The sequence below is a fragment of the Salinivibrio sp. MA440 genome (genome assembly GCF_001996265.1).
Lineage (GTDB): Bacteria > Pseudomonadota > Gammaproteobacteria > Enterobacterales > Vibrionaceae > Salinivibrio > Salinivibrio costicola.
This window is the reverse complement of record NZ_MUFI01000001.1, coordinates 12,806-38,416: the sequence shown is the minus strand read 5'-3', so window position 1 is coordinate 38,416 and position 25,611 is coordinate 12,806. Positions and strand designations below refer to the sequence as shown.

Annotated in this window: 21 protein-coding genes and 1 riboswitch; of the genes, 4 read left to right on the top strand and 17 right to left on the bottom strand. The window is 51.3% G+C overall.

What is annotated here, in order from left to right:
- Nucleotides 1-8: 8 nt before the first annotated feature.
- The 6 genes from apaH to lptD are packed head-to-tail and all read right to left on the bottom strand — an operon-like array spanning nucleotide 9 to nucleotide 6,692.
- Entirely contained in the window at nucleotides 9-824 is an 816-nt protein-coding gene (apaH, locus tag BZG80_RS00150; RefSeq protein ID WP_077678514.1) for a bis(5'-nucleosyl)-tetraphosphatase (symmetrical) ApaH, read from the bottom strand.
- Nucleotides 825-841: 17 nt separating this feature from the next.
- A complete protein-coding gene (gene apaG / locus BZG80_RS00145) occupies nucleotides 842-1,225 on the bottom strand; it encodes a Co2+/Mg2+ efflux protein ApaG (protein WP_021023353.1) in 384 nt (127 codons plus the stop codon).
- A 14-nt stretch (nucleotides 1,226-1,239) separates the two neighbouring features.
- Complete coding sequence (gene rsmA, locus BZG80_RS00140) at nucleotides 1,240-2,046, bottom strand: 16S rRNA (adenine(1518)-N(6)/adenine(1519)-N(6))-dimethyltransferase RsmA (RefSeq protein ID WP_077669219.1); 807 nt, start codon at nucleotides 2,044-2,046, stop codon at nucleotides 1,240-1,242.
- Nucleotides 2,043-3,032: a 4-hydroxythreonine-4-phosphate dehydrogenase PdxA gene (gene pdxA / locus BZG80_RS00135; protein ID WP_077678513.1), complete on the bottom strand. Its 990-nt coding sequence runs from the start codon at nucleotides 3,030-3,032 to the stop codon at nucleotides 2,043-2,045. The genes rsmA and pdxA overlap by 4 nt, the downstream gene beginning before the upstream one ends.
- Nucleotides 3,019-4,314: a peptidylprolyl isomerase SurA gene (surA, locus tag BZG80_RS00130; protein ID WP_077576497.1), complete on the bottom strand. Its 1,296-nt coding sequence runs from the start codon at nucleotides 4,312-4,314 to the stop codon at nucleotides 3,019-3,021. The genes pdxA and surA overlap by 14 nt, the downstream gene beginning before the upstream one ends.
- A 53-nt stretch (nucleotides 4,315-4,367) precedes the next feature.
- Nucleotides 4,368-6,692, bottom strand: coding sequence for an LPS assembly protein LptD (gene lptD, locus BZG80_RS00125; protein ID WP_077678512.1), 2,325 nt, complete (start codon nucleotides 6,690-6,692; stop codon nucleotides 4,368-4,370).
- A gap of 154 nt (nucleotides 6,693-6,846) precedes the next feature.
- Between lptD and djlA the strand changes: the two genes are divergently transcribed.
- Nucleotides 6,847-7,668 (top strand): co-chaperone DjlA, encoded by an 822-nt coding sequence (gene djlA / locus BZG80_RS00120; RefSeq protein ID WP_021023359.1) that lies wholly within the window; start codon nucleotides 6,847-6,849, stop codon nucleotides 7,666-7,668.
- Nucleotides 7,669-7,701: 33 nt separating this feature from the next.
- On the opposite strand, the gene BZG80_RS00115 is transcribed toward djlA, so the two are convergent.
- From BZG80_RS00115 to rapA, 3 genes are all read right to left on the bottom strand, one after another.
- Nucleotides 7,702-8,682, bottom strand: a complete 981-nt coding sequence (locus BZG80_RS00115) for a D-2-hydroxyacid dehydrogenase (protein WP_077678511.1) — start codon at nucleotides 8,680-8,682, stop codon at nucleotides 7,702-7,704.
- A 69-nt stretch (nucleotides 8,683-8,751) separates the two neighbouring features.
- On the bottom strand, nucleotides 8,752-9,474 hold the full coding sequence (rluA, locus tag BZG80_RS00110) for a bifunctional tRNA pseudouridine(32) synthase/23S rRNA pseudouridine(746) synthase RluA (protein ID WP_021023361.1): 723 nt from the start codon (nucleotides 9,472-9,474) through the stop codon (nucleotides 8,752-8,754).
- A 45-nt stretch (nucleotides 9,475-9,519) separates the two neighbouring features.
- Nucleotides 9,520-12,429 carry an RNA polymerase-associated protein RapA gene (rapA, locus tag BZG80_RS00105; protein WP_077678510.1) on the bottom strand — a complete coding sequence of 970 codons (2,910 nt, stop codon included), beginning with the start codon at nucleotides 12,427-12,429 and terminating at the stop codon, nucleotides 9,520-9,522.
- Between the two features lie 315 nt (nucleotides 12,430-12,744).
- Between rapA and BZG80_RS00100 the strand changes: the two genes are divergently transcribed.
- Nucleotides 12,745-14,118, top strand: a complete 1,374-nt coding sequence (locus BZG80_RS00100; RefSeq protein ID WP_021023363.1) for a PhoH family protein — start codon at nucleotides 12,745-12,747, stop codon at nucleotides 14,116-14,118.
- A gap of 38 nt (nucleotides 14,119-14,156) precedes the next feature.
- Here the strand turns inward: BZG80_RS00100 and thiQ are convergent, their stop codons facing one another.
- From thiQ to leuA, 8 genes are all read right to left on the bottom strand, one after another.
- Entirely contained in the window at nucleotides 14,157-14,855 is a 699-nt protein-coding gene (gene thiQ, locus BZG80_RS00095) for a thiamine ABC transporter ATP-binding protein (RefSeq protein WP_021023364.1), read from the bottom strand.
- Nucleotides 14,849-16,438, bottom strand: coding sequence for a thiamine/thiamine pyrophosphate ABC transporter permease (thiP, locus tag BZG80_RS00090; protein WP_021023365.1), 1,590 nt, complete (start codon nucleotides 16,436-16,438; stop codon nucleotides 14,849-14,851). Before thiP ends, thiQ begins: the two co-directional genes overlap by 7 nt.
- A 5-nt stretch (nucleotides 16,439-16,443) precedes the next feature.
- Nucleotides 16,444-17,430, bottom strand: a complete 987-nt coding sequence (gene thiB / locus BZG80_RS00085) for a thiamine ABC transporter substrate binding subunit (RefSeq protein WP_077460038.1) — start codon at nucleotides 17,428-17,430, stop codon at nucleotides 16,444-16,446.
- 52 nt (nucleotides 17,431-17,482) lie between these two features.
- Nucleotides 17,483-17,584, bottom strand: a riboswitch (TPP riboswitch).
- A 38-nt stretch (nucleotides 17,585-17,622) separates the two neighbouring features.
- A complete protein-coding gene (locus BZG80_RS00080) occupies nucleotides 17,623-18,414 on the bottom strand; it encodes a DUF547 domain-containing protein (protein WP_077678509.1) in 792 nt (263 codons plus the stop codon).
- 144 nt (nucleotides 18,415-18,558) lie between these two features.
- On the bottom strand, nucleotides 18,559-19,161 hold the full coding sequence (leuD, locus tag BZG80_RS00075) for a 3-isopropylmalate dehydratase small subunit (protein ID WP_077676672.1): 603 nt from the start codon (nucleotides 19,159-19,161) through the stop codon (nucleotides 18,559-18,561).
- A 9-nt stretch (nucleotides 19,162-19,170) separates the two neighbouring features.
- Complete coding sequence (gene leuC, locus BZG80_RS00070) at nucleotides 19,171-20,592, bottom strand: 3-isopropylmalate dehydratase large subunit (RefSeq protein ID WP_077660508.1); 1,422 nt, start codon at nucleotides 20,590-20,592, stop codon at nucleotides 19,171-19,173.
- Nucleotides 20,593-20,616: 24 nt separating this feature from the next.
- Nucleotides 20,617-21,708, bottom strand: coding sequence for a 3-isopropylmalate dehydrogenase (gene leuB, locus BZG80_RS00065; protein WP_077678508.1), 1,092 nt, complete (start codon nucleotides 21,706-21,708; stop codon nucleotides 20,617-20,619).
- 2 nt (nucleotides 21,709-21,710) lie between these two features.
- Entirely contained in the window at nucleotides 21,711-23,273 is a 1,563-nt protein-coding gene (gene leuA / locus BZG80_RS00060; RefSeq protein WP_021023371.1) for a 2-isopropylmalate synthase, read from the bottom strand.
- A gap of 529 nt (nucleotides 23,274-23,802) precedes the next feature.
- On the opposite strand from leuA, the gene BZG80_RS00055 reads away from it, so the two are divergent.
- Both BZG80_RS00055 and BZG80_RS00050 read left to right on the top strand, forming a co-directional pair.
- Nucleotides 23,803-24,342: a phosphatase PAP2 family protein gene (locus BZG80_RS00055; protein ID WP_077678507.1), complete on the top strand. Its 540-nt coding sequence runs from the start codon at nucleotides 23,803-23,805 to the stop codon at nucleotides 24,340-24,342.
- The gene (locus BZG80_RS00050) at nucleotides 24,339-25,466 is read left to right on the top strand and encodes an MJ1255/VC2487 family glycosyltransferase (RefSeq protein WP_077678506.1); all 1,128 of its coding nucleotides are present in this window, start codon (nucleotides 24,339-24,341) and stop codon (nucleotides 25,464-25,466) included. The genes BZG80_RS00055 and BZG80_RS00050 overlap by 4 nt, the downstream gene beginning before the upstream one ends.
- The last annotated feature ends 145 nt before the right edge of the window (nucleotides 25,467-25,611 follow it).

Sequence of the window (25,611 nt, the reverse complement as noted above, 5' to 3'; positions counted from 1 at the left end):
CCTTTTGTCTATTCGGCGGGAACGGTAAAGCAGGCTTTGTCTTCCCAACGCAGGAGCGTCAACTTTCCTCCCCAGACACAGCCGGTATCTAGCCCATAAAGTTTGGGCTGAATAGTGCCATTCAATGCCGCCCAGTGACCAAAGACTACGGCTTGCTCAAGCGGTTGGCGATTAGGTACCTCGAACCATGGTACTAAGCCACTGCCTAAGGCTTGATCAGGGGGGAGTTTGCACTGCATATCCAAACGCCCGTCAGGGGAACAAAAACGCATTCGCGTGAAGCTATTAATAATATAGCGATAACGTGCTATCCCGGTCAGCGCAGCATCCCATTGATCAGGGCTGTCATGGTACATATTCTCCAATAACCAAACTTGGTCTTCACTCCGCAGAATCGCTTCCACCTCACGGGCGCAGGCGACGGCAGTCGATTTATCCCACTGCGGACTGATGCCGGCATGGGTCAGCAGAAACCCGCCGTCTGGTGCGGGTACATCGCGTATTAGCGGCTGTTGAGCCAGCCAGTTTAATAGTCTGTCTGCGTCTGGTGCATCAAAGATAGGTTGCGTTTTATCTTTTGCTTTGATGGGTTTAATCCCATTGGCGACCGCCAGCAAATGGAGATCATGATTGCCCAATACCAACTTTGCGGATTCACCAAGCTGATAAAAATACCGTAAAACTGCGAGGGAATCGGGACCGCGTGCGACGAGATCGCCGACCGAGTAAAGCGTATCTCGGGCCGGCGAAAAGTCAGCTTCAGCCAATAAAGCATGTAGCGCTTTATCGCAGCCGTGGATGTCCCCGACAAGATAGGTAGCCATATGCCTCCTTGGAGGAGTTAGTGAAGAATGTTGGGGAGCGCGAGACGGAAAGGTGCAATATTGACCTTAAAAGACTGCGCATCTTGATCTTGCATGGTATAAAACCCTTGCATCACCCCAACAGGCGTTTCAATGATGGTACCACTGGTATAGGTATATTTTTCGCCTGCGGCAATCTTAGGTTGCTCGCCGACAACACCCTCACCTTCGATTTCCAACTCCTTGCCATTAGCGTCAGTGATCAGCCACTTTCTTCGCATCAACTGTGCGGGGGCATCTCCTACATTTTTAATCGTAACCGTGTAGGAAAAGACAAAGCGTTCATGGTCTGGTTCCGATTGGTCTTCCACGTATTGAGTGGCGACGTGGACCTCGAATTGCGCGGGTTCAGTGGCTTGCAAGTCAAGACTCCTGTTTATGATGAGTGATTGGCATCTAACCAATTTGCGAGGCTAGAGAATTGCGCCAGTGTCATGTTCTCTGGACGTAAACTGGGATCGATTCCGAGCTCGGTTAAGGTGTCAACATCGACCAGCGATTTGAAACCGTTCCGGATAGTTTTGCGGCGTTGATTAAAGCCTTCACGACAAACACGTTCCAACCACGACAAATTAGTGACTGGATGCGGTAAGGTTTTATGTGGGACGAGGCGAACGACCGCAGAATCGACCTTGGGCGCTGGCTTAAAGGCGCTTGGCGGTACTTCCAGCACGGGCACCACTTTGCAGTAGTATTGTGCCATGACCGTGAGGCGGCCATAGGCTTTAGTGCCTGGGCCTGCGGCCAAACGTTTTACCACCTCTTTTTGTAGCATGAAATGCATATCCTGTACGTGGTCAGCAAAGGAAAAGAGATGAAACATCAATGGAGTGGAGACATTGTACGGTAAGTTACCGAAAATGCGCAGAGGTCCCTGGTTTGCCAGCTCAGCGAAATCAAACGCCATGGCATCGGCTTCATGAACCGTCAGCTTTGGTCCCATAAATGGATGGCTTCGCAGGCGCGCGGCAAGATCGCGGTCGAGTTCGACCACGTTGAGGTGATCGACTTGTTCGGTCACCGGTTCGGTCAATGCGCCTAAACCCGGGCCAATCTCTACCAGGTTTTCACCAGATAAAGGATTGATTGCCGCGACAATACCGTCGATGACATACGGGTCGTTTAGGAAGTTTTGTCCGAAACGTTTTCTGGCACGGTGGCCTTGATGGACTTTATCGCTCATGCTTTGCTATCTACTAATTCAATGGCGTGGGAGATGGCCGTCCGCAGGCTTCCTGTATCCGCCGTACCGGTACCCGCTAAATCCAATGCGGTACCATGATCTACTGATGTTCTAACAAATGGGAGGCCCAAGGTGATATTCACCGAGCGCCCAAATCCTTTGAATTTTAACACAGGTAAGCCCTGGTCGTGATACATCGCTAAGACAGCGTCGGCGTCTTGCAAATATTTATCCTGAAAAAGGGTGTCGGCGGGCAGTGGGCCAATAATATCCATGCCTTGTTGGCGTAACTCATCAAGCGCTGGCTCAATGATGTCGATTTCTTCTCGACCCAAGCAGCCGTCCTCTCCCGCGTGCGGATTGAGACCGCAGATATAAATGCGCGGTTGCTTAATGGCGAATTTTTGTTGTAAGTCTTGATGCAAAATCGCAATGACGTCATGCAAGCGCTCACGGGTAATAGCTTTAGCCACATAGGCGAGTGGGATGTGCGTCGTCACCAGCGCGACACGTAAGCCTTCGGTGGCCAGCATCATCACCACTTGGTTGACGTTGGCGTGTTGGGCAAAAAACTCAGTATGACCGCTGAAGGAAACGCCGGCGCGATTAATGATCCCTTTATGGACAGGCCCGGTGACAACCGCTGCAAATTCGCCGGTCATATTGCCTTCTGCCGCACGAGTCAGCGTGTCGAGCACATAGCGACCATTGGCCTCATCTAACTGGCCTGGCACAACATCTGCGCCCATCGGGATATCTGCAACGACCAGCTCCCCTGCTTGATGAGGGCGAGACCGTGCTGATGGGTCATAGTCCCGCAAACTCACGGCGAGATTGAGCGCTTCGGCTCGCGCTGCCAGCATCTGTTTATTGGCGATAGCTACCAGCTGATGTGGCCAAGAGAGCAGGGCCATTGCTAAGACCAAATCCGGACCAATGCCCGCCGGTTCGCCAGGGGTGATTGCGATACGCTCAGCTGTCATCATTGATCACCTCAACATAGGCACCCGCGCGCAGCTCTTGCAGCCAGGCTTGCGCTTCTTCATTAAATTTGCGGTTAAACAGCATACGGTAAGCACGGTTTTTAACCGCCGCATCGGTTTTATCGACATCGCGACGATCGGTCACTTCAACCACATGCCAGCCATGCACGGTCTTAAAAGGCTCACTAATTTGACCTTTTGGCAAACTATCGACTTTGGCTTTAAACGCGGGCACATAAGCTTCTGTGGTTGACCAGCCTAAGTCCCCCCCGTTAACGGCAGAGCCCGGGTCATCACTATATTGTTTGGCGAGGTCGGCAAAGGTTTGTTCGCCACGCTCGATTTGTGCAATCAGCTGATTGAGCTCTTTTTTCGCTCCTTTATCACTGAGTACGATCGAGGGTTTGATCAAAATATGGCGGGCTTTAACTTCGGTAACGGCGACCGTTTCCAAACCTTGCACATCATCGATTTTCAAAATATGAAAACCCACACCACTGCGAAATGGCCCGATAATAGCGTCTTTTCCTTGGTTGGTAATTTGGTCGGCGAAAATCGTTGGCATTTCTTCTAGGCGCAACCAGCCCCAATCACCGCCATCAAGTGCTTTGGGTCCCTTAGAATATTCCATCGCCAGCTCCGCCACGTTGCCGCCATGACGTAATGTATCGACTAAGCGATACGCTTGCTTTTTCACCGCGTCACGTTCAGCTTTGTCCGCATCATCATCCAATTTGAGTTGGATGTGAGAGAGCTTATAACGCACTTTTTGCATCTGCTGTTCGTTAAGCTGACTGGCTAATGTCTCAACTTCTTGCGGCAAAATGCTAATACGGCGGCGTACCTGTGCATTGCGCGCTTCTGAAATCGTGAGCTCTCGGCGAACTTGCTCGCGATATTGATCCCATGCGATCCCTTGCTCTGCCATTTTGTCGCGCAGAGCATTCACACTGACCGATTGCTCTTTAGCAATATTTTTGATCGCTTGTTGTAACTGGCTGTCGTCAATTTGGATGCCTAGCCGCTTTGCTTCCTGTAGCTGTAGTTCTTCAACAATGAGTCGCTCGCGCATCTGCTCTTCAAGAACGTCTTGAGGCGGTAATTCACGATCTCCGTTGGCCGCATTACGGGTGACCGTTTGGCGCATGGCCGTCATTTCACTGTTCAGCACCACACCATCATTCACAACGGCGATGACGCGATCTAGCTCTTGAGGTGCTGCTTGGGTTAAGGGGGTCAGCAACACTAAAACGCCAGTGATGAGGGCGTGACTCCATTTGTTCATGCTTTGTCCACTTTTTTTCATAGGTTCAACAGTCCAGACCACAATAAGGCGTGTTAGTTCTTTAATGCAAAGGGATCACGATAACCCAGAGCGTTGCCTGAGTCAGTGCTAAAGTTAAAGCCACTGTCAGCTCCCAATCCGAGTAAGCTGAATGACAAGGTAACATTGTTGTCGTAAACCGGATCGGCGTTAATATCAGCGCGCGACATTAAGTACTCGTTGTAACTTAACCCGACGACCCAACAGTCTGAGCGATAGGTGAGGCTAACTTGGTTTTCCAACATGACATCTTGGGTAAGGTCGCGCCAGTATTGGCCTGTAAAACTTAGCCCGCCGCCGAGAGGAAACCCTGTGACGACGCCAGCTTGTGAGAGGCCATCATCGGTGAGCCGGCTGATGTCTCGGTTTGGCAGCGTCGAGACAATATATTCTTGTGCGACGTAGCGATAACTGGTTTGTGCATAAAACTGGCCGCGGCGATATTCAGCAATCGCGTTACCAAACTGCATTTCGCGTAAGTTGCTGTCATATTGCATCGATGCGCGGACAAACAAGTTGTCATCAATGTTGGCTTCCCCTTCTAACGCCCAAGACGAATAATCAAAGGTTTCTGCATCTTGGTTAGACGGTTGGTCAAAGTAGTAAATTTGCCCAAAGGACAAATTCAGACGCTCTTTATATCCGCCATCATAAAAGCGGGTCGTCGCGCCGTAGGTGAGTTGGTTTGCCGGATTAATGTAATCAATGCTACTGAATTGATTACCGCGAAATAGACCGTAGTAGTCGGTTTGCAAGCGTGCGGTATCATAACCGCCGCCACTAAAGTTGACCGGATTATAGATACCGTCTTGATCCACATCTTTAATATACAAATATTGGACTTGCGGCTCGATAGTTTGGCTGAAATGACCGCCCATGGCCCAGAAGTTACGCTCTAGGACAACGCCAGAGTGCAGGCGCAGAGTGGGGATTTTTCGCTCGACTGAATGACTCAGCTCCGCATTAGATTCTGCATCCTGGATGGCGCTATCAAAGCGCTGATCATAGTGCGTATACAGCATGCTGGCTTCCGCCGTGGCATTAAACCAAGGGCGGGTATATGGCAGCGTTAGGGTCGGGGCTAAATGTGTCCGGGTGGCTTCGGGTTTATTGGGATCATCGTTAGCAAATACACTAAATTGCGCAGGCACACTAATATCGAGCCAATCCGTGACTTGTGGCGCGTAGTAGTTAAGATCCACTTGTGGCATCAAGCGATAGACACTGGTGCCTTCTGTTAGCGCTTGGAAGTCGCGAACACGAACTGTACTGTTCCAATCTAAACCGCGATAACTGATTTCGCCCGTTTGGAGTAGCGTGTTGTCTTCTCGTTTGCCCACATTAGAGTCCAGGCTCTGAAAGTAAGCGATATCACTGACTTTGCTGTAATCCGCTTCGTAGCGCCAGTGACCTTGTACACCGCTATGTTGCCAGTTGAACCCCCAACGTGAATCGAGCTCGGGGTTGAGTTGATCGTCAGGCAGGTATTCAGAGTAAAGCGACCCGCTTCCTATTGGTGTAAGGTAGCGAATGTTGGTCTTTAATTGAACGCCTCGCTCAGACATATATTTGGGCGTGAGTGTGGCATCCAGTTGCGGATGGATATTCCAATAAAACGGCGTTTCCATCTCGATGCCATCACGATCACTCCAAGTAAGCGACGGATATAAAAAGCCTGTCAGCCGACCTTCTTCTACCGGTACACGCAAATAAGGCAGATAAAAGATCGGGACGTCCATTACCTCAAATCTAGGGTGATAAAGATCAGCAAATAAGCTGCTGTCTTCTTTCTCAATTTTTGAGGCAGAAAACCGCCAGCTTTTATCTTCATCTGGACACGTGGTATAGGTGCCATCCTCAAGCTCGTAGAAGGTGGTGCCGTTTTTAAACACCCGTTTCGCCTCGCCCCGTCCTGGGGTACATAGCATCTTATACTGGGCGTTATTCAGCGTGGTGTCTTCGCTTTCGAGGTTGGCTTGTAGATAATCTGATGTCACCATCATCTGGCCATCATTGAATACCACATCTCCTTGTGCCGTAACGATCCGCTCTGGATCGCGTAAGGTTGCGGTATCGGCCGTCATCTTTCGGTGGCCTTGCGTGACTTCGACATTGCCACTATAGATGGCTTTGTCGTTGGTCTGCGCCTCAGCACGATCTGCGACCACACGAATGGGCGCGTTATTCACATCCTGTGTCTGCTCGCTGGCCGGAACGCACTGGGCCTCTTTGTCAGAGCAAGGCTGAGTCGCTGGGTCTGTGTTGGCAAACACAAGGGCTGGGCCGTAGAGCGCCAAGCTGATCATGGTGGCTAAAAAGCTACGTGCAGTCGGTGACATTGAAGAAGACATTCCTGTTTTATCTGATTGCGTGGTGTACACGAAGGCAACGCATCAGTATGCTTTGGCTGCAAAATGCGATTATCATAAATCAATTTGCGCCCGGCATCACCTTTAAATGTGCAGGGTGTGAAACTAGCAATGAGACCATGGCATGCGACTAAATGGCAAGGTAATTGGGGCAATTCTCGGCACATTGTTGGGAGGCCCAATCGGTTTTCTTCTTGGCCTTTTCTTAGGTCATCAGTTTGATAAAGCGAAACAGCGCGCGCGTTTCGGCGGTTTGGGTGGCCAAGGGCCACAAGCACAACGTGTTTTTTTCCATGGCACCTTTGCCGTGATGGGACATATGGCGAAAGCTAAAGGGCAGGTGACGCAACAAGAAATTCAGCTCGCCAGCTTATTGATGGATCGCATGCAGTTGCAAGGTGAAGCCAGGCAATTGGCCCAGCAGGCGTTTCGCGAGGGAAAAGACAGTGACTTTCCGCTGGATGAAACCCTCAACGGTATTCGTGCCTTAAGCCAGGGGCAACGTGACTTATCGCGTGTCTTTTTGGAAATGCAGATACAAGCTGCGTTTGCCGATGGTGAGATCCATCCTAAAGAGCGTGAACTTTTGTATGTAATTGCCGAAAAGCTGGGCTTTTCGCCACAGCAACTGGAACAGCGTCTGCGAATGCAAGAAGCTGCGTTTCGCTTTAGCCAAGGCTATCAAGGCGGCTGGCAGCATCAATCCGATGGCCCCGGTGCGCCGCCGCAGCAGAATGAAATCGACGATGCTTATGATGTATTAGGTGTTGACGCTTCTGCTTCCTCTCAGGAGGTGAAAAAAGCGTATCGGAAACTGATGAATGAGCATCACCCCGATAAATTGATGGCGAAAGGTTTGCCGCCAGAAATGATGGAGATGGCGAAAGAAAAAGCGCAAGAAATCCAAAAAGCGTACGACGTAGTGAAAAAAGCCCGCGATATATAGCGGGCTCGTTAGGTTGATTAATCGTCGCGATCATCAATCAAGCGCATCAATCAGGGTGTGTTGTGGTGCACCACGAAAGAACCCATCAATGTTGGCGATCAGCTGTTGTGCCAGAGTGTGAACGGCTTCGTCAGCGCCCCAAGCAATATGCGGGGTGACAATAAGGTTGGGTAATGATGCTGCAACTAACGGATGTGCGTCGGGGGCGGGCTCTTGACTGAGTACATCCAAGCCAGCACCACCAATTTGGTCGCGTTTTAACGCATATAACAGGGCATGTTCATCCACGAGATCGCCGCGCCCAGTATTAATCAAAATGGCATGCTGTGGCATCTTGGCCAACACATCTTGATTAATCAGATGTCGGGTTTTGTCGGTTAACGGGCAATGCAGCGACAGCACATCAGCCTGTTGAATCACCTGTTCAAAGGGCTGATAGCCTGGCCGGCAATGGCTCGCCCCTTGATGCTCGGCAAACATGACTTTCATGCCAACGGCCTGGGCCAATTGCCCGACCGCTTCTCCTAGTGCGCCTTTGCCAATAATCCCTAAGGAACTGCCAGCGACACTGCCTATCGGGTGAGTAAAAAAGCAAAACTGGCCCCGTTTTTGCCATTCACCTTGACGCACATCGGCATGATAACCCATCAGCTGACGTTTCAAGGCATAAATCAGAGCCATGACATGCTCGGGCACGGATTGGGTGGCATACCCTTGTACGTTGCAGACTTGTACGCCGTGTGCCTGACAAGCCGCTAAATCGACATTGTTGACCCCGGTTGCCGCGACCGCGATCAGTTTTAGCTTGGGAAGTGCAGTCAGTATTGCTTCATTGATCACGACTTTATTGGTGATTGCCACATCGGCATGTTGCAGGCGATCGATCACGTCACCGGGAGCGGTGGCAGGGTAGGATTGCCAATGATGGGGGTGATGAAGCGTTGGCAGCGTAATGTGAGCAGGAATGGTGTCTCTATCGAGAAAAACCACCTTGATGGGGGTGTGATGAGCCATGTTGATCTCCGTGTCTCAATGCATGGCCCTAGAATGTGAGATTAGTAGCTTTTCTGCAAACCTTAATGGTCAGCCTGTTAGGTTAGCAGGCGCAAGCTGATACTCACTCGCTAGTCGATTATCCGGCATCTGCGGATAAAATGCGCAGGGCGCTTGAAAGTGCATCGGCGTTTCAGTGACAGGATGCAAAATGCTTAATTCTGCGGCATGCAAATGAAGGCGAGAGGCATACTCAAAAGCTTCTGGCAGCGCATAAAACTCATCGCCGACAATCCCATGCCCAAGGGCCTGCATATGCACACGGAGCTGATGAGAGCGGCCGGTGAGAGGATACAATGCCATTAAGCTTGTCTGTGCATGCTGATGCAAACAGCGGTAGTGCGTTTGCGAGGGCTTGCCGTGTTCAAAACAGACCTTCTGTCTGGGGCGATTGGGCCAGTCGCAAATCAAGGGCAGATCGACATTTCCCTCGTCGTGTATAGGGTGCCCCCACACTTCGGCGTAATACAACTTGGTGGGCACGCGCTCGCGAAATTGCGCTTTAAGGTGTCGCTCAGCGGCTTTGTGCGCGGCAAACGCCATGACGCCAGAGGTCGACATATCTAAACGATGGACCAGCTCTGCGTCCGGGAATTCGGCTTTAACCCGTGACCACGCACTGTCGTAATGCGCAGGATCACGGCCAGGGTTAGCCAATAATCCACTGGGTTTATTAATTACCACCAGATCGGCATCTTGATACAAGATATCGAGCCAAGGTGTGGTGGGAGGATGATACTCAATGATTGCCATATAAGGGTTCGGGGCCGGTTGGCCCCGCCTTCGTTCAAAGGGTGATTATTGGTGGCTGACCACAATCAAACGCAGGGCGTCTAAATCGACTTGTGCGTGTTGAATATGATGCGACAAGGTACTGATCTGATCGCGTAGTGCGTCGAGCTCATCATCACGAATATTGGGGTTAACCGTTTTCAGTGCGTCGAGCCGTGCTAAGGCCTGATTCAGCTCGCTGTCCATCTCTTGGTGGGCGGCCGTTTGAATCTCAGACAAGGCTTTTTGGGCCAGCGGTTCGCTTTTCTCAATCAGCTGGTGGACTTGGGCTTGAACCGAGTTGACCATTTTACTGCCTAAATGACGATTCACCGGGCTGAGCTGGCGATGAAACGATTCAAACTCAACGTTGGCTGAGAGATCATTGCCGTTCGCATCCAAAAGCAACCGCACCGGCGTTTGCGGTAAAAAGCGATGAATACCCGACGATTTAGGGGCTTGTGCATCAATGGTGTAAATCAGTTCAACAAACAGGGTTCCCACAGGCAGCGCTTTGTTTTTGAGCAAAGAGACCGCGGTGGTGCCGATGTTTTCGCTCAGCAATAAGTCGATACCGCCACGCACGATCGGGTGCTCCCAAGAGACAAACTGCACATCTTCGCGACTGAGTGCCGTATCGCGGTCGAAGGTCAGTGTGCACCCATCCGTTGGTAGGCCAGGGTAACTGGGCACCATCATCTGCTCCGACGGCTTGACCACGATGGCGTTTTCACCTTTGTCATCTTGATTAACGCCGATGGTATCAAACAGACCGAGCGTGAAGGTGACAAGGCCCGTATCGCCATCTTGATCGGCGATGGTTTGCGCCAGCTGCTTGGCAGCCTCCCCGCCGTGTGAGTGCATCTCGAGCAGTTTATCGCGGCCTTGCTCCATTTCTGCTTTAAGGCGTTGATTCATGGCGGCGCTATCGTGAATGAGCGTATTTAGCGCATCATCATGTTGATTATTGGCTAACAGGGTTAACAATGTCTCGCCATACTGCTCAAACACCGCACGGCCGGTTGGGCAGGTATCCTCAAAGGCATCAAGCCCTTCGTGATACCAACGCGCTAAAATGGTTTGCGCTGTGCCTTCAAGGTAAGGAACGTGAATGGCAATATCTTGACGCTGACCAATACGATCAAGGCGACCAATGCGCTGCTCGAGCAAGTCGGGGTTCATCGGTAAGTCGAACATCACCAGCTGATGGGCAAACTGGAAGTTCCGGCCTTCTGAGCCAATTTCAGAGCAAATCAAGACTTGAGCCCCGCCTTCCTCTTGGGCAAAGTACGCTGCCGCTTTATCACGCTCAACAATCGACATGCCTTCATGGAACACGGTGCCACGGATCCCCTCACGCTCGCGCAAGGCCTGCTCAAGCGTCAGTGCGGTTTGCGCGCGTGAGCAAATGATCAGTACTTTGTCGCGACGGTGGGTTTTTAAATAATCCAGCAACCAATCGATACGTGGGTCAAAGCCCCACCAGCTGGCACTATCGCCCTCAAACTGCTGATAAATATCTTCAGGATAAAGATTTTGTACCGCTTTTTGTTCGCTCGAGCTTGTGCGTCCCATCATGCCCGCCACCCGCATGGCAGTTTGATACTGGCTCGGTAACGCCATAGGGTGCATGTGCAGATGCCGGCTAGGGAAGCCACTGATGGCAGCCCGCGTGTTACGGAACAAAACGCGCCCGGTACCGTGGCGATCCATTAAATCATCAATCAGCTGTTGGCGAGCGGTGTGCTTGGTTGCATCATCATCGCTATCAATGGCGCTGAAGCGTTCATCAAGCTCGTCACTTTGCAATAGCGCCCGAATGCTACGTTGGGCATTATCACTTAACGGGGCATCGGCAAGTAGCGCTTCAACCGCCTCGGCGACAGGGGCATATTGTTCGGCTTCTTCAACAAAGGCGTCATAATCATAAAAACGATCAGGGTCGAGCAGGCGTAAACGCGCAAAATGACTTTGCTGACCTAACTGCTCAGGGGTCGCGGTGAGTAACAACACCCCAGGGGTATGCTCAGCAATGCTTTCGATAATCTGATATTCACGGCTCGGTGCCGTTGGTGTCCAGGTTAAGTGGTGTGCTTCGTCCACCACCAATAAGTCCCAATGGGTGTCACAGACTTGCTCGACGCGACGCCGGTTTTTGCGTAAAAACTCCAGTGAACATAACACCAGTTGCTGGGTATCAAATGGGTTGGGTGAGTCAGCAAAGGCCTCGACACAGCGCTCTTCGTCAAAAATAGAGAAGTGCAGATTAAAGCGGCGCATCATCTCGACCAACCACTGATGCTGCAAGGTTTCTGGAACCACGATCAGTACCCGCTCGGCTTGGCCTGCAAGCACTTGCTGGTGAATGATCATGCCCGCTTCAATGGTTTTCCCTAAGCCGACTTCATCCGCGAGCAAAACCCGCGGTGCGTGACGACGACCCACCTCATGGGCAATGTAAAGTTGGTGAGGAATTAACCCAGCACGCATCCCCGTCAACCCCCGTAGAGGGCTACGCAACTGCTGATGCTGATTGGTTAACGCCCGATAACGCAACGCAAAACGATCCATGCGGTCAAGTTGACCGGCAAAGAGTTTGTCTTGCGGCTTGTTAAAGCGGATCTGATGGCTGAGTAAGATTTCGCGCAGCGAGACTTCGTCTTCCTCGGTGTCTTCGCGATAGCCGTAATAGGTCAACACCTCGTCGTTTTCTTCAACGCGCGAGACGGTCATGGTCCAGCCCTCGTGACTTTCTACCTCATCGCCGGGGTTGAACATCACCCGAGTCACGGGCGCATCATGGCTGGCGTACAGCCGTGTTTCATCACTAGCAGGAAACATTAGGGTCACGGTACGGCCATCAACGGACACCACAGTGCCCAGTCCAAGATCATGCTCCGTATCACTGATCCAACGTTGTCCAAGCGCAAATGACATAAGGGAAAACCTCTGAATTAACTCGATTGTCGAAAGACTCGGTGCCGCGCAAACGCAACCCGATTAAATAGTGTGTTATTCAGTGTGGCACTGAAAAAATTGGTCGCCAATAGTACTCGAACTTGTGAGGAGGGTCACGATGAAACTCCATCAATCGCGGCAAAGATCGTCTTGACATACAAACGTCATCAACGCGCGGCAAAGATGAAAACGTGAACTGGCACAATCAAACAAGTTGGGCGATGCGCAACGGCCAGGTCTATGCTTACCTTAAGCGCTGTCATCGACAGTGAATTGCCGACACAGGAGGTGCCTATGGGCGACGCCGACCGGAAGCTGTTTGTATTAGACACTAACATTCTCCTCCACGAACCTTTCGCCATCTATTCCTTCCAAGAACACGATGTCGTGATTCCTATGACCGTCCTCGAAGAGCTTGACCGTATTAAAGATAGCAAGCGTGATGTCTCTCGGGATGCCCGTGTGGCGATTCGTGCCTTGGAAGATATCTTTAAAGAAGCCACACCCGATGAAATTGGCGAGGGTATTGTGGTTGGTAAAGGCGATGCGACGGGTACCGTCTCCATTCTGGCTGATTTTGAGATTAAAGAAACGGTCCATGCCTTTGCCGATAAAGCGGGCGATAATCGCATTTTAAATGCGGTGTTATACCTTCAAACCAAACGCTCACCGCGCAAAGTCGTGCTGGTGACCAAAGATATCAATATGCGCCTGCGTGCCAAAGGGGCGGGGGTGATGTATGTCGAGGATTACCGTACCGACCAACTGATTGATGATGTTCGGTTGCTCACCAAAGGCTTCCATCAATGTGCGGGCAGTTTTTGGGATAAAGTGGGGCAATGCGACAGCCAGGCCTATGGCTCCGAAACACGCCACACATTACCGGCTGAGCTATTAGAAACGCCTTTTGTGAACCAGTACTTATTGGATGAAAGTGACGACTTCGCCGCACGAGTGCAAGCCATTGATGGTGATAAAGCGATCATCAAAGATCTCAGTCGAGAGCGATTAATGCACCGTGCTGCTTGGGATGTTAAACCGAAAAATATCTATCAAGGCATGGCAATGGATGCGTTGCTTGATCCCACGATTGATTTAACCATTCTGACAGGGCCTGCAGGCTGTGGGAAAACGATTTTAGCCATGGCTGCGGCATTAGAGTTAGTGGTAGAAAAGGGCATGTACGATAAGATTATCGTTACTCGTAATACGCCAGATATTGGCGAGTCGATTGGTTTTCTCCCCGGGACAGAAGAAGAGAAAATGCTGCCATGGCTCGGCGCAGTGACCGATACCCTCGAAGCGTTACACATGAATGATGAATGTACCGACGGTTCGATGCGCTACATTATGGAAAAAGCGAATCTGCAGTTTAAATCGATTAACTTTATGCGCGGGCGCTCGATTCAAAACGCGTTTGTGATTTTGGATGAGTGCCAAAACCTGACCGCCTCTCAGCTTAAAACCATTATCACCCGTTGTGGGGAGGGGACTAAGTTAGTGTGCTCGGGGAACTTAGCGCAAATCGACTCTTCCTATTTGACACCTGTAACATCCGGACTGACTTACATTGTCGAGCGGTTTAAAAACTTTGAAGGCAGTGCGTGCGTGTACCTCAATGGTGTGGTGCGAAGCCGGCTGGCTGAGTTTGCCGAAGAGAACCTTTAACCATCAAGGTGGCGGCCTCTATGCCGCCACTGATAGGGTTACGCCGTGACACCGATATAATCACGCATGATGGCTGGCGGTGTCTTGAGCGTATCAACCGGATCGTGAAGCTGGATTCGGCCATTATCGAGATAGATAAATTGATTGGCGATCGCTTGTGCATCGTCTGGATGGTGAGTGACCATTACCACCGTCGTGCCTTGTTCTTGAGCGGTACGTTTGACCAAGGCTAACATGTCTTGTTTTAGCGCCGGATCAAGTGCCGAAAAGGGTTCATCGAGCAGTAATAAAGGCTGGTTGCGTGCGATGCTTCTCCCCAAGGCGATGCGTTGGCGTTGGCCGCCCGATAGTTGGCTGGGTAGACGAGATAAATAATCGGTCAACCCTACTGCGTGTGCAGCATGGCGCACGGCCTCTTGCTGTGTGGCCGTGAGTTTAAGCGAGGGAGACAAGCCAATTGCCATGTTGTCGAATACTGACAAATGGGTAAATACGTTGTGCTCTTGAAACAAGATAGACAGTGGCCGCTGGTGGGCGGGCGTCGTGGTGACAGGCTTGCCATCAATGGTGATCTCGCCACTATCTGGCGCGATCAGCCCAGCAATCAGTGATAATAAGGTGCTTTTGCCTGCACCGCTGGGCCCGAGCACAGCCACAATCTCTCCAGGGGCTATTTGGGCATCAAAGATCATCCAATCTTGCTGGTAACGATAGTGGACATTGGAAAGCGTCAGCATGCGTGTCTCCATTGGATCAGACGAGTGATTAGGGCATAGCAACCCAAACTGGTAAGCAGTAATAGCATGGCAGCGGCAGCGCCTGCGTCCATTTGGTAGCTCCCCATCAAGCGAAACAAATAGAGCGGCAGGGTTTGAAAATTTTGGCTACCAAAAAGTGCGATCGCACTAAGATCGCCCATCGATAACACAAAACTTACCGCCACGCCGCGCGCGATCGGGGCGCGTAAACACTGCCATTCGATAAGACGTAGACGGTTGACACCTTTTAGCCCCAAGGTAGCGCAAAGATTGTGATAGGACTGGGCAAGTTGATAGGCGGGCGCGCTCAGTACTTTTATTAAATAGGGCAACGCCATCAGGGCGTTCACGGCCATCACCAACCACAGCGCCAAGCTGAATACATCGCTAAACTGGCGAAACAGTAAAAAAAGCCCGGTACTGAGGACAATACTGGGTACCACCAAAATCATCGCCCCTAACGTTTCAATGCCATTCGCTTGTTTCTTACGCCCGTTCAAGCGCCAATGACGACTGGCTAAGATGACAGAGGTGGCCAACACGAAGGCCAAGACGGTTGCGCCGGTAGCGATAAGCAGTGAATGCATGGTGGCTTGCCATAATGCCGTGTCGCTCAGCACAATTAACGCGCTAGGGTTAAGGCCACGCGCGATCACAACCCCGAGAGGTGGTAGAACCAACAATAAAGTCAGCGCAATCCAGAGACTGTCCCAACACTTCGCCGTGCGACTATCGAGTGCCGATGGAAGCGGTTGCACTTCGCTGGGGGTGTTGGCAATCGGCCGAGTCAGTGTTTGCACAATAAAAGCAAAGGTGCCGCACAAGAGCATTTGCCATAGCGCCAGAGCGGCACCGGTTTGTAAGTCAAAATCAAAATGAATGGCTTGATAGATAGCCAATTCAATGGTGGTCGCTTTGGGGCCACCGCCTAATGCCATCACGGTGGCGAAGCTGGTGAAACACAGCATGAATACCAGTCCGACGACATGGGGTAGACTTTGCCGCAGATAAGGCCATTCAAGGTGGCGAAAACGTTGCCAGCCTCTTAGACCAAGCTGGGTTGCCAGGCGCCTTTGATCCGCCGGGATCCCTTCCAAGGCCTGCACCATCAATTGGGCCGAAAAAGGCAGGTTAAAGAAAACATGCGCAAGCAAAATGCCGCTTAAGCCATAGAGAGAAAATGGCATCGCCGCATCAAAGTACGCGAAGGCTTGTGCAATCCAACCGCTACGGCCGTAGATGGCAACCAATCCAAACACGCCCACCAATACCGGCAGCACCAGGGTCATGGCAAACAGTTTGAGTAGCCAAGCTTTCCCTGGAAATTGTCGCCGAGCCAGCGCATGGGCCACAGGAATGGCGAGCCCAACGCTGAGCACCACAGATAAGGTAGCCTGCTTAAAGCTAAACAGCGTGACATGGCGCAGATAGGCATCTTGCCACAGGGCGGACAGCTTCAAGTCTTGACTGTGTAAGAACAGCGCCCAGAGTGCGCTGCCAATTAATAATACGACCAAGCTGGCCGCGAGACTGCCCGGCCAGGTTCGAGAAGGGTTAAGCATCGACGTTATTCAACCAAAGCGGTTTGCCAATCGCGCACCCATTGCTGACGGTTACCCATCACTTCATCGGGCTGGTACAACAGGCTCTCTTCTGGTTTGTTCAGCGTATAGAAGGCGTCAGGCAAGCTAACATCGGTGACCGGGTACATCCACTGCGTGGTTGGGATCACAGACTGTGCTGCGTCACTGAGCATAAATTGTAGAAACGCATCGGCGCGTTCTGGTTGGTCGGTATAAGCAGACTTCGCCGCCACTTCAATTTGCATATAGTGGCCTTCTTCAAACATGGCGGCGGCAAAGCGGTCATCATCGTCAGCGACCAGGTGATAGGCGGGCGAAGAGGTGTATGAAAGCACCATATCTGCCTCTTTGTTGAGGAACATGTTGTACGCTTCGGTCCAGCCTTTGGTCACGGTAATAGTGTTGTCGGCAAGGTCGCGCCATGCCTGCTGGCTTTGATCGCCGTATACTTTTTGGATCCACAGCATCAAGCCTTGGCCAACTGTTGACACGCGTGGATCTTGGTAAATCACACTGATATCGTCACGCTCCTCAATCAAAGCCTTCAAGCTTTTGGGTGGGTCGAGCAAACGCGTGGTGTCATACACAAAGGCAAAGTAGCCGTAATCGTAGGGGATAAAGTAGGGATTATCCCAACCGCCGGGTACCTGTAGGCGCTCCGTATTCACCGCGTGCTCGGCGACAATGCCGCTACGCTCAGCTTCTTTCATCAAGTTAGTATCCATACCGAGTACAATATCAGCCTTGGTAGTATTGCCTTCGATACGTAAGCGATTAAGCAGAGCAGCACCGTCACTAAGAGACACAAACTCTAATTGGCAGTCACAGCGTTTTTCAAATTCGGCTTTGATTTTTGGCCCTGCGCCCCAATCGGCGATAAAAGAATCATAGGTATAGACCGTTAGAGGGTCGGCGGCACGGGCGCTGAGTGATAACAGCGATAAAGAAACCAGAGTGAGAACAGAGGTAATAACTTTCACAGCACGCTCCTAAGTTGGGCGTGGGTGTTGAGGCAAGTTGATGGCAACATCAAGTCTCAATCCCTACGCCAGTGTTAGCTGGATCAGGTTCGATGGGTTTAGCGCCGCGCGCAATCTCAGCCATGAGGCTCCCCAATGAGTACGGTGCTATTGTACTGATTGGCTTAGTGTTCACCAAGCCTTTTAGTCCGCGAGTTGGTTAAGCGTCCAGTCGTAGTCATAATCCAAGCGTGCATCCTTGGGAAGCTTGATGTCTCTATATTGATTGATATGGGTGATCACCCCTTGTTCACTGCCGCCAAAGTCAGTCTCAAACCACTCATAGATAGAAGAAAGCTGCCACTGATTACCCTGCTGACTCACGCCTTTATCACTATTAATAAAGGTGTAGGCAGCTTGTTCTAATTGCGCATCCAAGGTGTCGGCTTGAAAGGCTTGCGGTTGCAGGTTAGGACAGCCAAGGCTGGCACAATTGACCGCATAGTGGGTACGCGGATCTTGCCATAGCGGACGCAAAATACGGTGTTCGATATCATTGAGCGTGAGGGCTTCGCCCGCCACCGTCACTACGTCATCATCCCACGGACCAAAGCTAAAGAGTCCACCGAGTTTGGTGATAGAACTGACTGGATAGGCGTCCAAAATCAGCGTCACCGTGACCGCATTGTAAAGGTTGACCCAGTAAGCATATTGTTCGTCTTTGCTCAGGGTGCGCGGATCGCGCTTGGTAAGCATGCGAATGTAATGATCGAGGGTCGCTTTATCGGCCTCGGTGACGGCTGCGTAGTTAAATAAGGTGTGCTGCCCCTGAGGCTGTAAATACTTATCGAGTAATACTTGCCAACTGTGATGCGTGAAGGTGGCTTGGCTGTCAGGATTATGTGCATCCCACATTGCCCAGTAGTCCGCTTTGGGCGCGGCTTGACTGATGAGCGGAAACACTAGCCCGAACAGAAGTATCAAATGTTTTTGCATTGTCAGTCCTTAATGCGATCAAACCTTCTTTGAGACTAGACCAAGCGAGTCAGCGGTTGGTTTCATTGAGGATAGAAAAATGGGAAGGAACGCCAATAAATGCGGAATAATCAGCACTTATTGGCGAGAGATGAGTGGATGGTATTACACCAAAAAATCAGGTATTTGCTGCTCAAAGCGCGAAATTTCCGCTTCGTGCTGTAACGTCAGCCCGATACTATCCAAACCTTCGAGTAAGCAATGATGGCGAAAATCATCCATCTGGAAGCTAAAGCAGTGTTCACCGGCACGGATGGTTTGGGCGGGCAAATCTAGCGTTACCGTCGCACCTTCATTTTCGGCCACATACGTAAATAAAGCATCGATTTGGCCTTCTTCAAGGGTCACCGGCACCATTTGGTTATTAATGCAGTTGCCATAGAAAATATCGGCAAAACTGGGGGCGATAATCACTTTAAAACCGTAATCATCCAGCGCCCAAGGAGCATGTTCGCGTGACGAGCCACAGCCAAAGTTTTCGCGGGTGAGTAACACGCTAGCCCCTTGGTAGCGCGCTTGATTGAGCACAAACTCGGGGTTCGGCTGTTTGCCCGCATCGTCTAAAAAGCGCCAATCGTGAAACAGGTGCTGGCCGAATCCGGTGCGGGTGACTTTTTGCAAAAACTGTTTGGGGATGATCGCATCGGTGTCGACGTTTGCCGCATCCAATGGGGCAACAATGCCGGTATGAGTGTGTATGCCTGACATAAGGCCTCCTTATAATTGGTTAACGTCAACAAAGTGACCGGCAATGGCGGCGGCAGCGGCCATGGCTGGGCTGACCAAGTGGGTACGGCCTTCACGGCCTTGGCGGCCTTCAAAGTTACGGTTGCTGGTCGATGCACAGCGCTCTTTGGGGCCTAAGCGATCGTTGTTCATCGCCAAGCACATTGAGCAGCCGGGTAAGCGCCACTCAAAGCCCGCCTCGCGGAAAATCACATCCAGCCCTTCTTGCTCTGCTTGGGCACGCACTTGCTCTGAGCCTGGCACCACCATGGCATGGACGCTATCTGCGACGTGCCGACCTTTGGCGACCGCCGCGGCTGCGCGCATGTCCTCAATTCGAGAGTTGGTGCATGAGCCAATAAAGACTTTATCAATTTGGATATCTGTTATGGCTTGGCCTGCGGTTAGCCCCATGTATTTCAGCGCGCGTTCCGCCGAGTGGCGCGCGATCGGATCTGCCATGTGCTCAGGGGCCGGCACGCTATCGTGCACACTAACCACTTGGCCGGGGTTGGTCCCCCAGGTGACCTGATGATGAATTTGACTGCCATCGAGTGTCACGACACGATCAAATTGCGCATCGGCATCCGAGTGCAAGGTTTGCCAAAAATCGACCGCTTGCTGCCATTGTTCACCTTTAGGAGCAAATTTCTTGTCTTTTAAATAGGCAAATGTGGTCTCATCGGGGGCGATCAGGCCAGCTTTCGCGCCCAATTCGATCGCCATGTTGCAGACCGTCATTCGCCCTTCCATGGACAAGTCGGTAATGGCGTCACCGCAAAATTCCACCACGTGTCCGGTGCCGCCGGCATGACCGACTTGGCCGATAATCGCTAGGACAATGTCTTTGGCGGTGATCCCGGGGGCGGTTTTGCCCGTGACTTCAATTTTCATCGTGCGGGCGCGGGATTGCTTGAGCGTTTGGGTGGCCAGTACGTGTTCGACTTCGGAAGTACCAATACCAAAGGCCAGTGCACCAAAAGCACCGTGAGTTGCCGTATGAGAATCACCACAGACGATGGTATTGCCAGGCAAAGTAATCCCTAACTCGGGACCCATCACATGGACAATGCCTTGGTAGGGGTGATTCAAGTCGTACAGGGTGACGCCAAATTCTTCGCAGTTTTTAGCCAAGGTTTCCATTTGGATGCGCGCCATTTCCCCTGACGCGTTAATGTCTTTGGTTTCGGTGGAAACATTGTGATCCATGGTGGCGAAGGTTTTGCTCACTTGGCGCACCGGACGGCCTTTCTCTCTCAGGCCGTCAAACGCTTGTGGTGAGGTCACCTCATGCACCAAGTGACGGTCGATATACAGCAGCGGCGCTTCGCCTGGTTGCTCAGTGACCACGTGAGACTGGTGAATTTTTTCGTACAAGGTCTTGGCGCCTTGCTGGGTGTTTGCATTCGACATAGCTCGTATCCTTACGGGTAATGATTATGCGCCTTGGCGGATATAGGCGGCGATACGATCGCCCATCTGCTCGGTGCTCAGTGCTGGATGGTTACCGGCCAGATCGGCCGTCAGTTCACCGGCTGCCAGCGCTTGGCTCACTGCGTGTTCAATTGCACAGGCCGCGTTTTCTTCGCCCAACGAGTAACGCAGCATAAGTGCCGCCGATAAAATCTGCGCCACTGGATTAGCAATGTTTTGTCCGGCGATATCGGGCGCGGAGCCACCGGCTGGCTCATACAAGCCAAATTTACTCGCGTTCAAACTGGCTGAGGGCAGCATACCCATAGAGCCTGTGATCATCGCGCACTCATCGGAGATGATGTCGCCGAAAATATTTGAACACAGCATCACATCAAATTGCGACGGGTCTTTAATCAGCTGCATGGTGGCGTTGTCGATATATATATGGCTTAAGCTGACATCCGGATAATCTTTTGCCACCGCTTCTACCACCTCGCGCCACAGCATTGAGCTTTGCAGCACATTGGCTTTGTCGATTGAGCACACTTGTTTGTTGCGAAGCTGGGCGGATTGAAAGGCGATGTGTGCGATGCGCTCAATTTCATAGCGATGATAGACTTCCGTATCAAACGCCTTTTCCTCGCGCCCTTCGCCTTCGCGCCCTTTGGGCTCACCAAAATAAATCCCGCCGGTCAGCTCTCGTACCACCACGATATTAAAACCTTGGTCGGCAATATCGGCGCGCAGCGGACAAAAGCTTTCGAGACCAGTATGGATTTGTGCCGGACGCAAATTACAAAACAGACCAAAGTGCTTGCGTAGCGGCAGTAAAGCACCGCGCTCCGGTTGTTCGGTCGCGGGTAAATGCTCCCATTTAGGGCCGCCGACTGAGCCGAATAAAATCGCATCGGCTTTTTCACAGCCAGCCAAGGTGTGTGCGGGCAGCGGCGAGCCATGGGCGTCGATTGCAGCACCGCCAACCGGATAATGCTGACGCTCAAAGGTGACAGCGAATCGCTCGCTAACCGCATCAAGCACTTTTTCGGCTTGCGCCATCACTTCGGGGCCGATACCGTCGCCGGGTAAAATTGCAATTTGGTGTGCGCTAGCCATGTTTATACTGTCTCCTGTTTTAAATGGGATTGTTCCTTAATCTGCGCAATTTTGTTGGCGCGATAAATAGCATTGATCACGTTTAATAAAGCTTCGCCGGAGGCCTCGATAATATCGGTTGATACCCCGGTGCCGTGATATTTACGGCCTTTGTAGTTGGCAATGATATCGGCTTGGCCGAGGCCATCTTCCCCTTCTCCTTTGGCGGTCAGATCGAATTTATCCAGCTCAATGTCATAGCCGGTGATCCGATATATGCACTGGTACAAGGCGTCGACGGGACCGTTTCCAATCGCCGCTTCGCGTTTTTCTTCATCGCCACATTGCAACTTGATGCTGGTGGTCGCCATTAAGCTGCCCGATTGCACGCCTAAATAATTGAGCTTATAAAAATCGTCCTCTTCTTTGAGGTTGTTGAAGAACATTAAAGCTTCTAAGTCGTAATCGAACACCTGACCTTTACGATCTGCTAATTGCAAGAATGATTGATACAAGGTCTCCAAATCATAGTCTTGCTCGTTGTAGCCAAGGTTATCCATATGGCTTTTCACCGCCGCGCGGCCGGAGCGACTGGTGAGATTCAATGATTTTTTACCCAATCCAATCGACTCTGGCGTCATGATTTCGTAGGTATTTTTGTTTTTCAGCATGCCATCTTGGTGAATGCCAGAAGAGTGGCTAAAGGCATTGGTACCGACCACGGCTTTGTTGGGCTGGATTGGCATGTTGCAAAGTTGGCTAACCAGCTTACTGGTGCGGGCGATTTCAGTATGGTTTAAGCCTGTCTCCACGCCTAACAAGTCAGCGCGGGTTTTTAAGATCATTGCAATTTCTTCCAGCGCACAGTTACCGGCGCGCTCGCCGATGCCATTAATCGTGCCTTCGACTTGGCGGGCGCCGGCCTGTACAGCGGCAATAGAGTTGGCGACCGACATCCCCAAGTCATCATGGCAATGAACAGAAATCACCGCTTTGTCGATATTGGGTACGCGGTTGAACAGGTTGGCAATGATATCGCCAAACTCACTGGGGACCGTATAGCCGACTGTATCTGGGATATTGACCGTGGTGGCGCCAGCATCAATTGCCGCTTCGACCATGCGGCATAAATTATCAATCGGGGTGCGTCCGGCATCTTCGCAGGAAAACTCCACATCATCCGTATACTGGCGCGCATGTTTGACCGCACGCACGCCCATTTCTACTACGTCATCGTAGCTGCGGCGAAGCTTGTCTTTGACATGAATGGTAGAGGTGGACAAAAAGGTGTGGATACGAAAAGCATCGGCGGCTTTGAGCGATTCCGCTGCCACATCAATGTCTTTAGGAACAGCGCGAGACAAAGCACAGACACGGGCATGCTGCATATGCTGAGCAATGGTACGTACGGACTCAAAGTCGCCCGGAGAGGACACAGGAAAGCCAGCTTCAATGATGTCTATTTTCAAACGATCCAAAGCTTGCGCGATTTGCAGTTTCTCTTTGACCGTTAAGCTTGCCGACAACGCCTGCTCGCCGTCACGTAATGTGGTGTCAAACAGAATGACTTGGCTGTTCTCGCTCATGAGTAACTCCCTGTTGTGTTTGCTGGCCGCCGTCATGGCTCTTTAATTGGCGATATGTTTTATTTTGGCGACATTAGATACAAAAAAACCCGCGTCTGGCGCGGGTTTTTGAGATTTGGCATTCACTGTTTTCTGCCCAAAACCTACCCGCGCGACTGGGTCACGATAAGGAGGAGAATGAGGCGTAGGTGAAACAGTGTCATGCTGATGTCCGTCAGTAAATACTCTGTTACCAGAAATAACAGAGCGATGGGGAAAGCGTCAATCTGAAAAAAACAAAACCCGTTTTCTGCGCAATACAAAGGCGAGAAACCGGTTAATTAAACTGCTTTTTACACTAAAAGTTAGACTTTTGTGCTGTGGTATGGGGCGGCTTTGTCCACCCTGCATTATTTTAATTACGCCAATACAGCTGATCTTTAGCGGTAACGGGGCAGAGTAAATTCATTGAGATGTCCCAATAACGTCACCGACCTGTCACACCGGCTGGCTAATGTTTAATCATCAGCTCGCTGTATTGGGAGATACCATGAGACGCTTTGCTGCGATTCAACGCTTTGACCACTCGGTATCGACACTTTGCCTATCGCATCGCTTTAGCGCTGACACCGCCAAAGTGGCCCGTGCCGTTTCCCGCTCGGGCGATGGACCTCTTTATATCGTGGTGGGGTTAGCTGCTTGGTGGCTGCAAGAAGCCGTGGGGCTCTGGTTTTTACTCACGGGGCTCACTGCATTTGCCATTGAGCTGCCAATTTACTGGGTATTAAAACGTAGTTTCCGGCGCACACGTCCTTCGCAGCTACCCGCCTTTATCACGCCGTCTGACCTATACAGTATGCCATCAGGCCACACCGCAGGTGCCTTTTTAATGGCCTCTTTGCTGAGCATCTTTTTCCCATCGCTCACGCTGTTTGTATTTATTTGGGCGAGCTTGATTGGCATTTCTCGGGTGTTACTGGGTGTGCATTTTGTGACCGACATTATTGTGGGCGCAGGGTTAGGGATAATGTGTGCCAACTTGGCGCACAGCATCACCGCGGATCTTTACGGAATGGCAGGTCTTTCATGAAGCTTTTATACGGTGTTCAAGGAACCGGTAACGGCCATATATCGCGAGCCCGAGCGATGGCGCGTGCTTTGGCAGAGTACGATGGCGAGGTTGATTTTATTTTTTCTGGTCGGCCGGCAGAGCACTATTTTGATATGACGCCATTCGGTGACTATCGGACCTTTACCGGGATGAGCTTTGTGAGCCGTGATGGTAAAATTGATATGTTGGCCACGGCGAGACACAATCACTTGGCGCAGCTGCGACGGGATATACGCCAGCTTGATGTATCAGACTACGATAAGGTCATCTCTGATTTTGAACCCATCAGTGCGTGGGCGGCGCGCCAACAAGGAATACCCTCGGTGGCCATCAGTCATCAAGCCGCGTTTTCACATGCGGTGCCCAAACACGGAGAAACTTGGATTAATCGTCTGATTATGCGCCACTTTGCGCCAACAGACTATGCCATTGGCCTGCATTGGTATCACTTTAACCAAGCGATTTTACCTCCGATTATTGATACCAGCCTGCCGAATGCAACAACGGTGTCGCTCGTTGCAGAAAAGGCGGTACTGGTCTATTTACCCTTTGAATCTTTATCTGCGGTCAGTGAGTTGTTGTTGCGCTTTAGCCAGCCTTTTGTCTGCTTTCACCCCGAGGTAAGCGCGCCCGAGCAGCGAGAAAACCTTACGCTTATGCCGCTGGGCAAAGAAAGCTTTCACTCGGCGCTACATCAGTGCCAGGGGGTAATAGCGAATGGGGGCTTTGAACTTCCGTCTGAAGCGCTGACGTTGGGTAAAAAACTGTTATTAAAACCACTGTCTGGTCAGTTTGAGCAGTTAAGTAATGTCGCGACACTCGCCCAGCTTGGCTTGGCGCACACTATGAATAGCTTGGATGCGCGTGCTGTCCGAGAATGGCTACAGACACCTGCAGTGGACGCGATTGCATACCCAGATGTTGCTAAAGCTCTGGCGGAATGGCTAGTCAAAGGTGAGTTGGGCCAGACGCGCAGCCTATTTCACCATTTGTGGGCTCAGGTTGATTATCCGGAAACAGTCGAAGAGTCGATCTTAGACTTCAACCGCTTATCAACACGCGTTGAGCCGAACCGATTGAGGTTACAGCGGTTGAACCGTTAATAGGATCCGTTATGCACAAGGTGACTGATTAACGCCTCAACGCTGCTGAATCACGTTTTTACATTTTCACTAGAGTATTCGCTCGATTTTGCTTGTTTTTACCCGAGCGGTCAGTAGACTCGCTTTATTATTTGAGCGTACAAGT

What these genes read in the sequence shown, in the direction of transcription:
- apaH (WP_077678514.1), bottom strand. Translation starts at nt 824, where the DNA reads ATGGCTACCTATCTTGTCGGGGACATCCACGGCTGCGATAAAGCGCTA.
- rsmA (WP_077669219.1), bottom strand. Translation starts at nt 2,046, where the DNA reads ATGAGCGATAAAGTCCATCAAGGCCACCGTGCCAGAAAACGTTTCGGA.
- pdxA (WP_077678513.1), bottom strand. Translation starts at nt 3,032, where the DNA reads ATGATGACAGCTGAGCGTATCGCAATCACCCCTGGCGAACCGGCGGGC.
- surA (WP_077576497.1), bottom strand. Translation starts at nt 4,314, where the DNA reads ATGAACAAATGGAGTCACGCCCTCATCACTGGCGTTTTAGTGTTGCTG.
- lptD (WP_077678512.1), bottom strand. Translation starts at nt 6,692, where the DNA reads ATGTCACCGACTGCACGTAGCTTTTTAGCCACCATGATCAGCTTGGCG.
- djlA (WP_021023359.1), top strand. Translation starts at nt 6,847, where the DNA reads ATGCGACTAAATGGCAAGGTAATTGGGGCAATTCTCGGCACATTGTTG.
- BZG80_RS00115 (WP_077678511.1), bottom strand. Translation starts at nt 8,682, where the DNA reads ATGGCTCATCACACCCCCATCAAGGTGGTTTTTCTCGATAGAGACACC.
- rluA (WP_021023361.1), bottom strand. Translation starts at nt 9,474, where the DNA reads ATGGCAATCATTGAGTATCATCCTCCCACCACACCTTGGCTCGATATC.
- rapA (WP_077678510.1), bottom strand. Translation starts at nt 12,429, where the DNA reads ATGTCATTTGCGCTTGGACAACGTTGGATCAGTGATACGGAGCATGAT.
- BZG80_RS00100 (WP_021023363.1), top strand. Translation starts at nt 12,745, where the DNA reads ATGGGCGACGCCGACCGGAAGCTGTTTGTATTAGACACTAACATTCTC.
- thiQ (WP_021023364.1), bottom strand. Translation starts at nt 14,855, where the DNA reads ATGCTGACGCTTTCCAATGTCCACTATCGTTACCAGCAAGATTGGATG.
- thiP (WP_021023365.1), bottom strand. Translation starts at nt 16,438, where the DNA reads ATGCTTAACCCTTCTCGAACCTGGCCGGGCAGTCTCGCGGCCAGCTTG.
- BZG80_RS00080 (WP_077678509.1), bottom strand. Translation starts at nt 18,414, where the DNA reads ATGCAAAAACATTTGATACTTCTGTTCGGGCTAGTGTTTCCGCTCATC.
- leuD (WP_077676672.1), bottom strand. Translation starts at nt 19,161, where the DNA reads ATGTCAGGCATACACACTCATACCGGCATTGTTGCCCCATTGGATGCG.
- leuC (WP_077660508.1), bottom strand. Translation starts at nt 20,592, where the DNA reads ATGTCGAATGCAAACACCCAGCAAGGCGCCAAGACCTTGTACGAAAAA.
- leuB (WP_077678508.1), bottom strand. Translation starts at nt 21,708, where the DNA reads ATGGCTAGCGCACACCAAATTGCAATTTTACCCGGCGACGGTATCGGC.
- leuA (WP_021023371.1), bottom strand. Translation starts at nt 23,273, where the DNA reads ATGAGCGAGAACAGCCAAGTCATTCTGTTTGACACCACATTACGTGAC.
- BZG80_RS00055 (WP_077678507.1), top strand. Translation starts at nt 23,803, where the DNA reads ATGAGACGCTTTGCTGCGATTCAACGCTTTGACCACTCGGTATCGACA.
- BZG80_RS00050 (WP_077678506.1), top strand. Translation starts at nt 24,339, where the DNA reads ATGAAGCTTTTATACGGTGTTCAAGGAACCGGTAACGGCCATATATCG.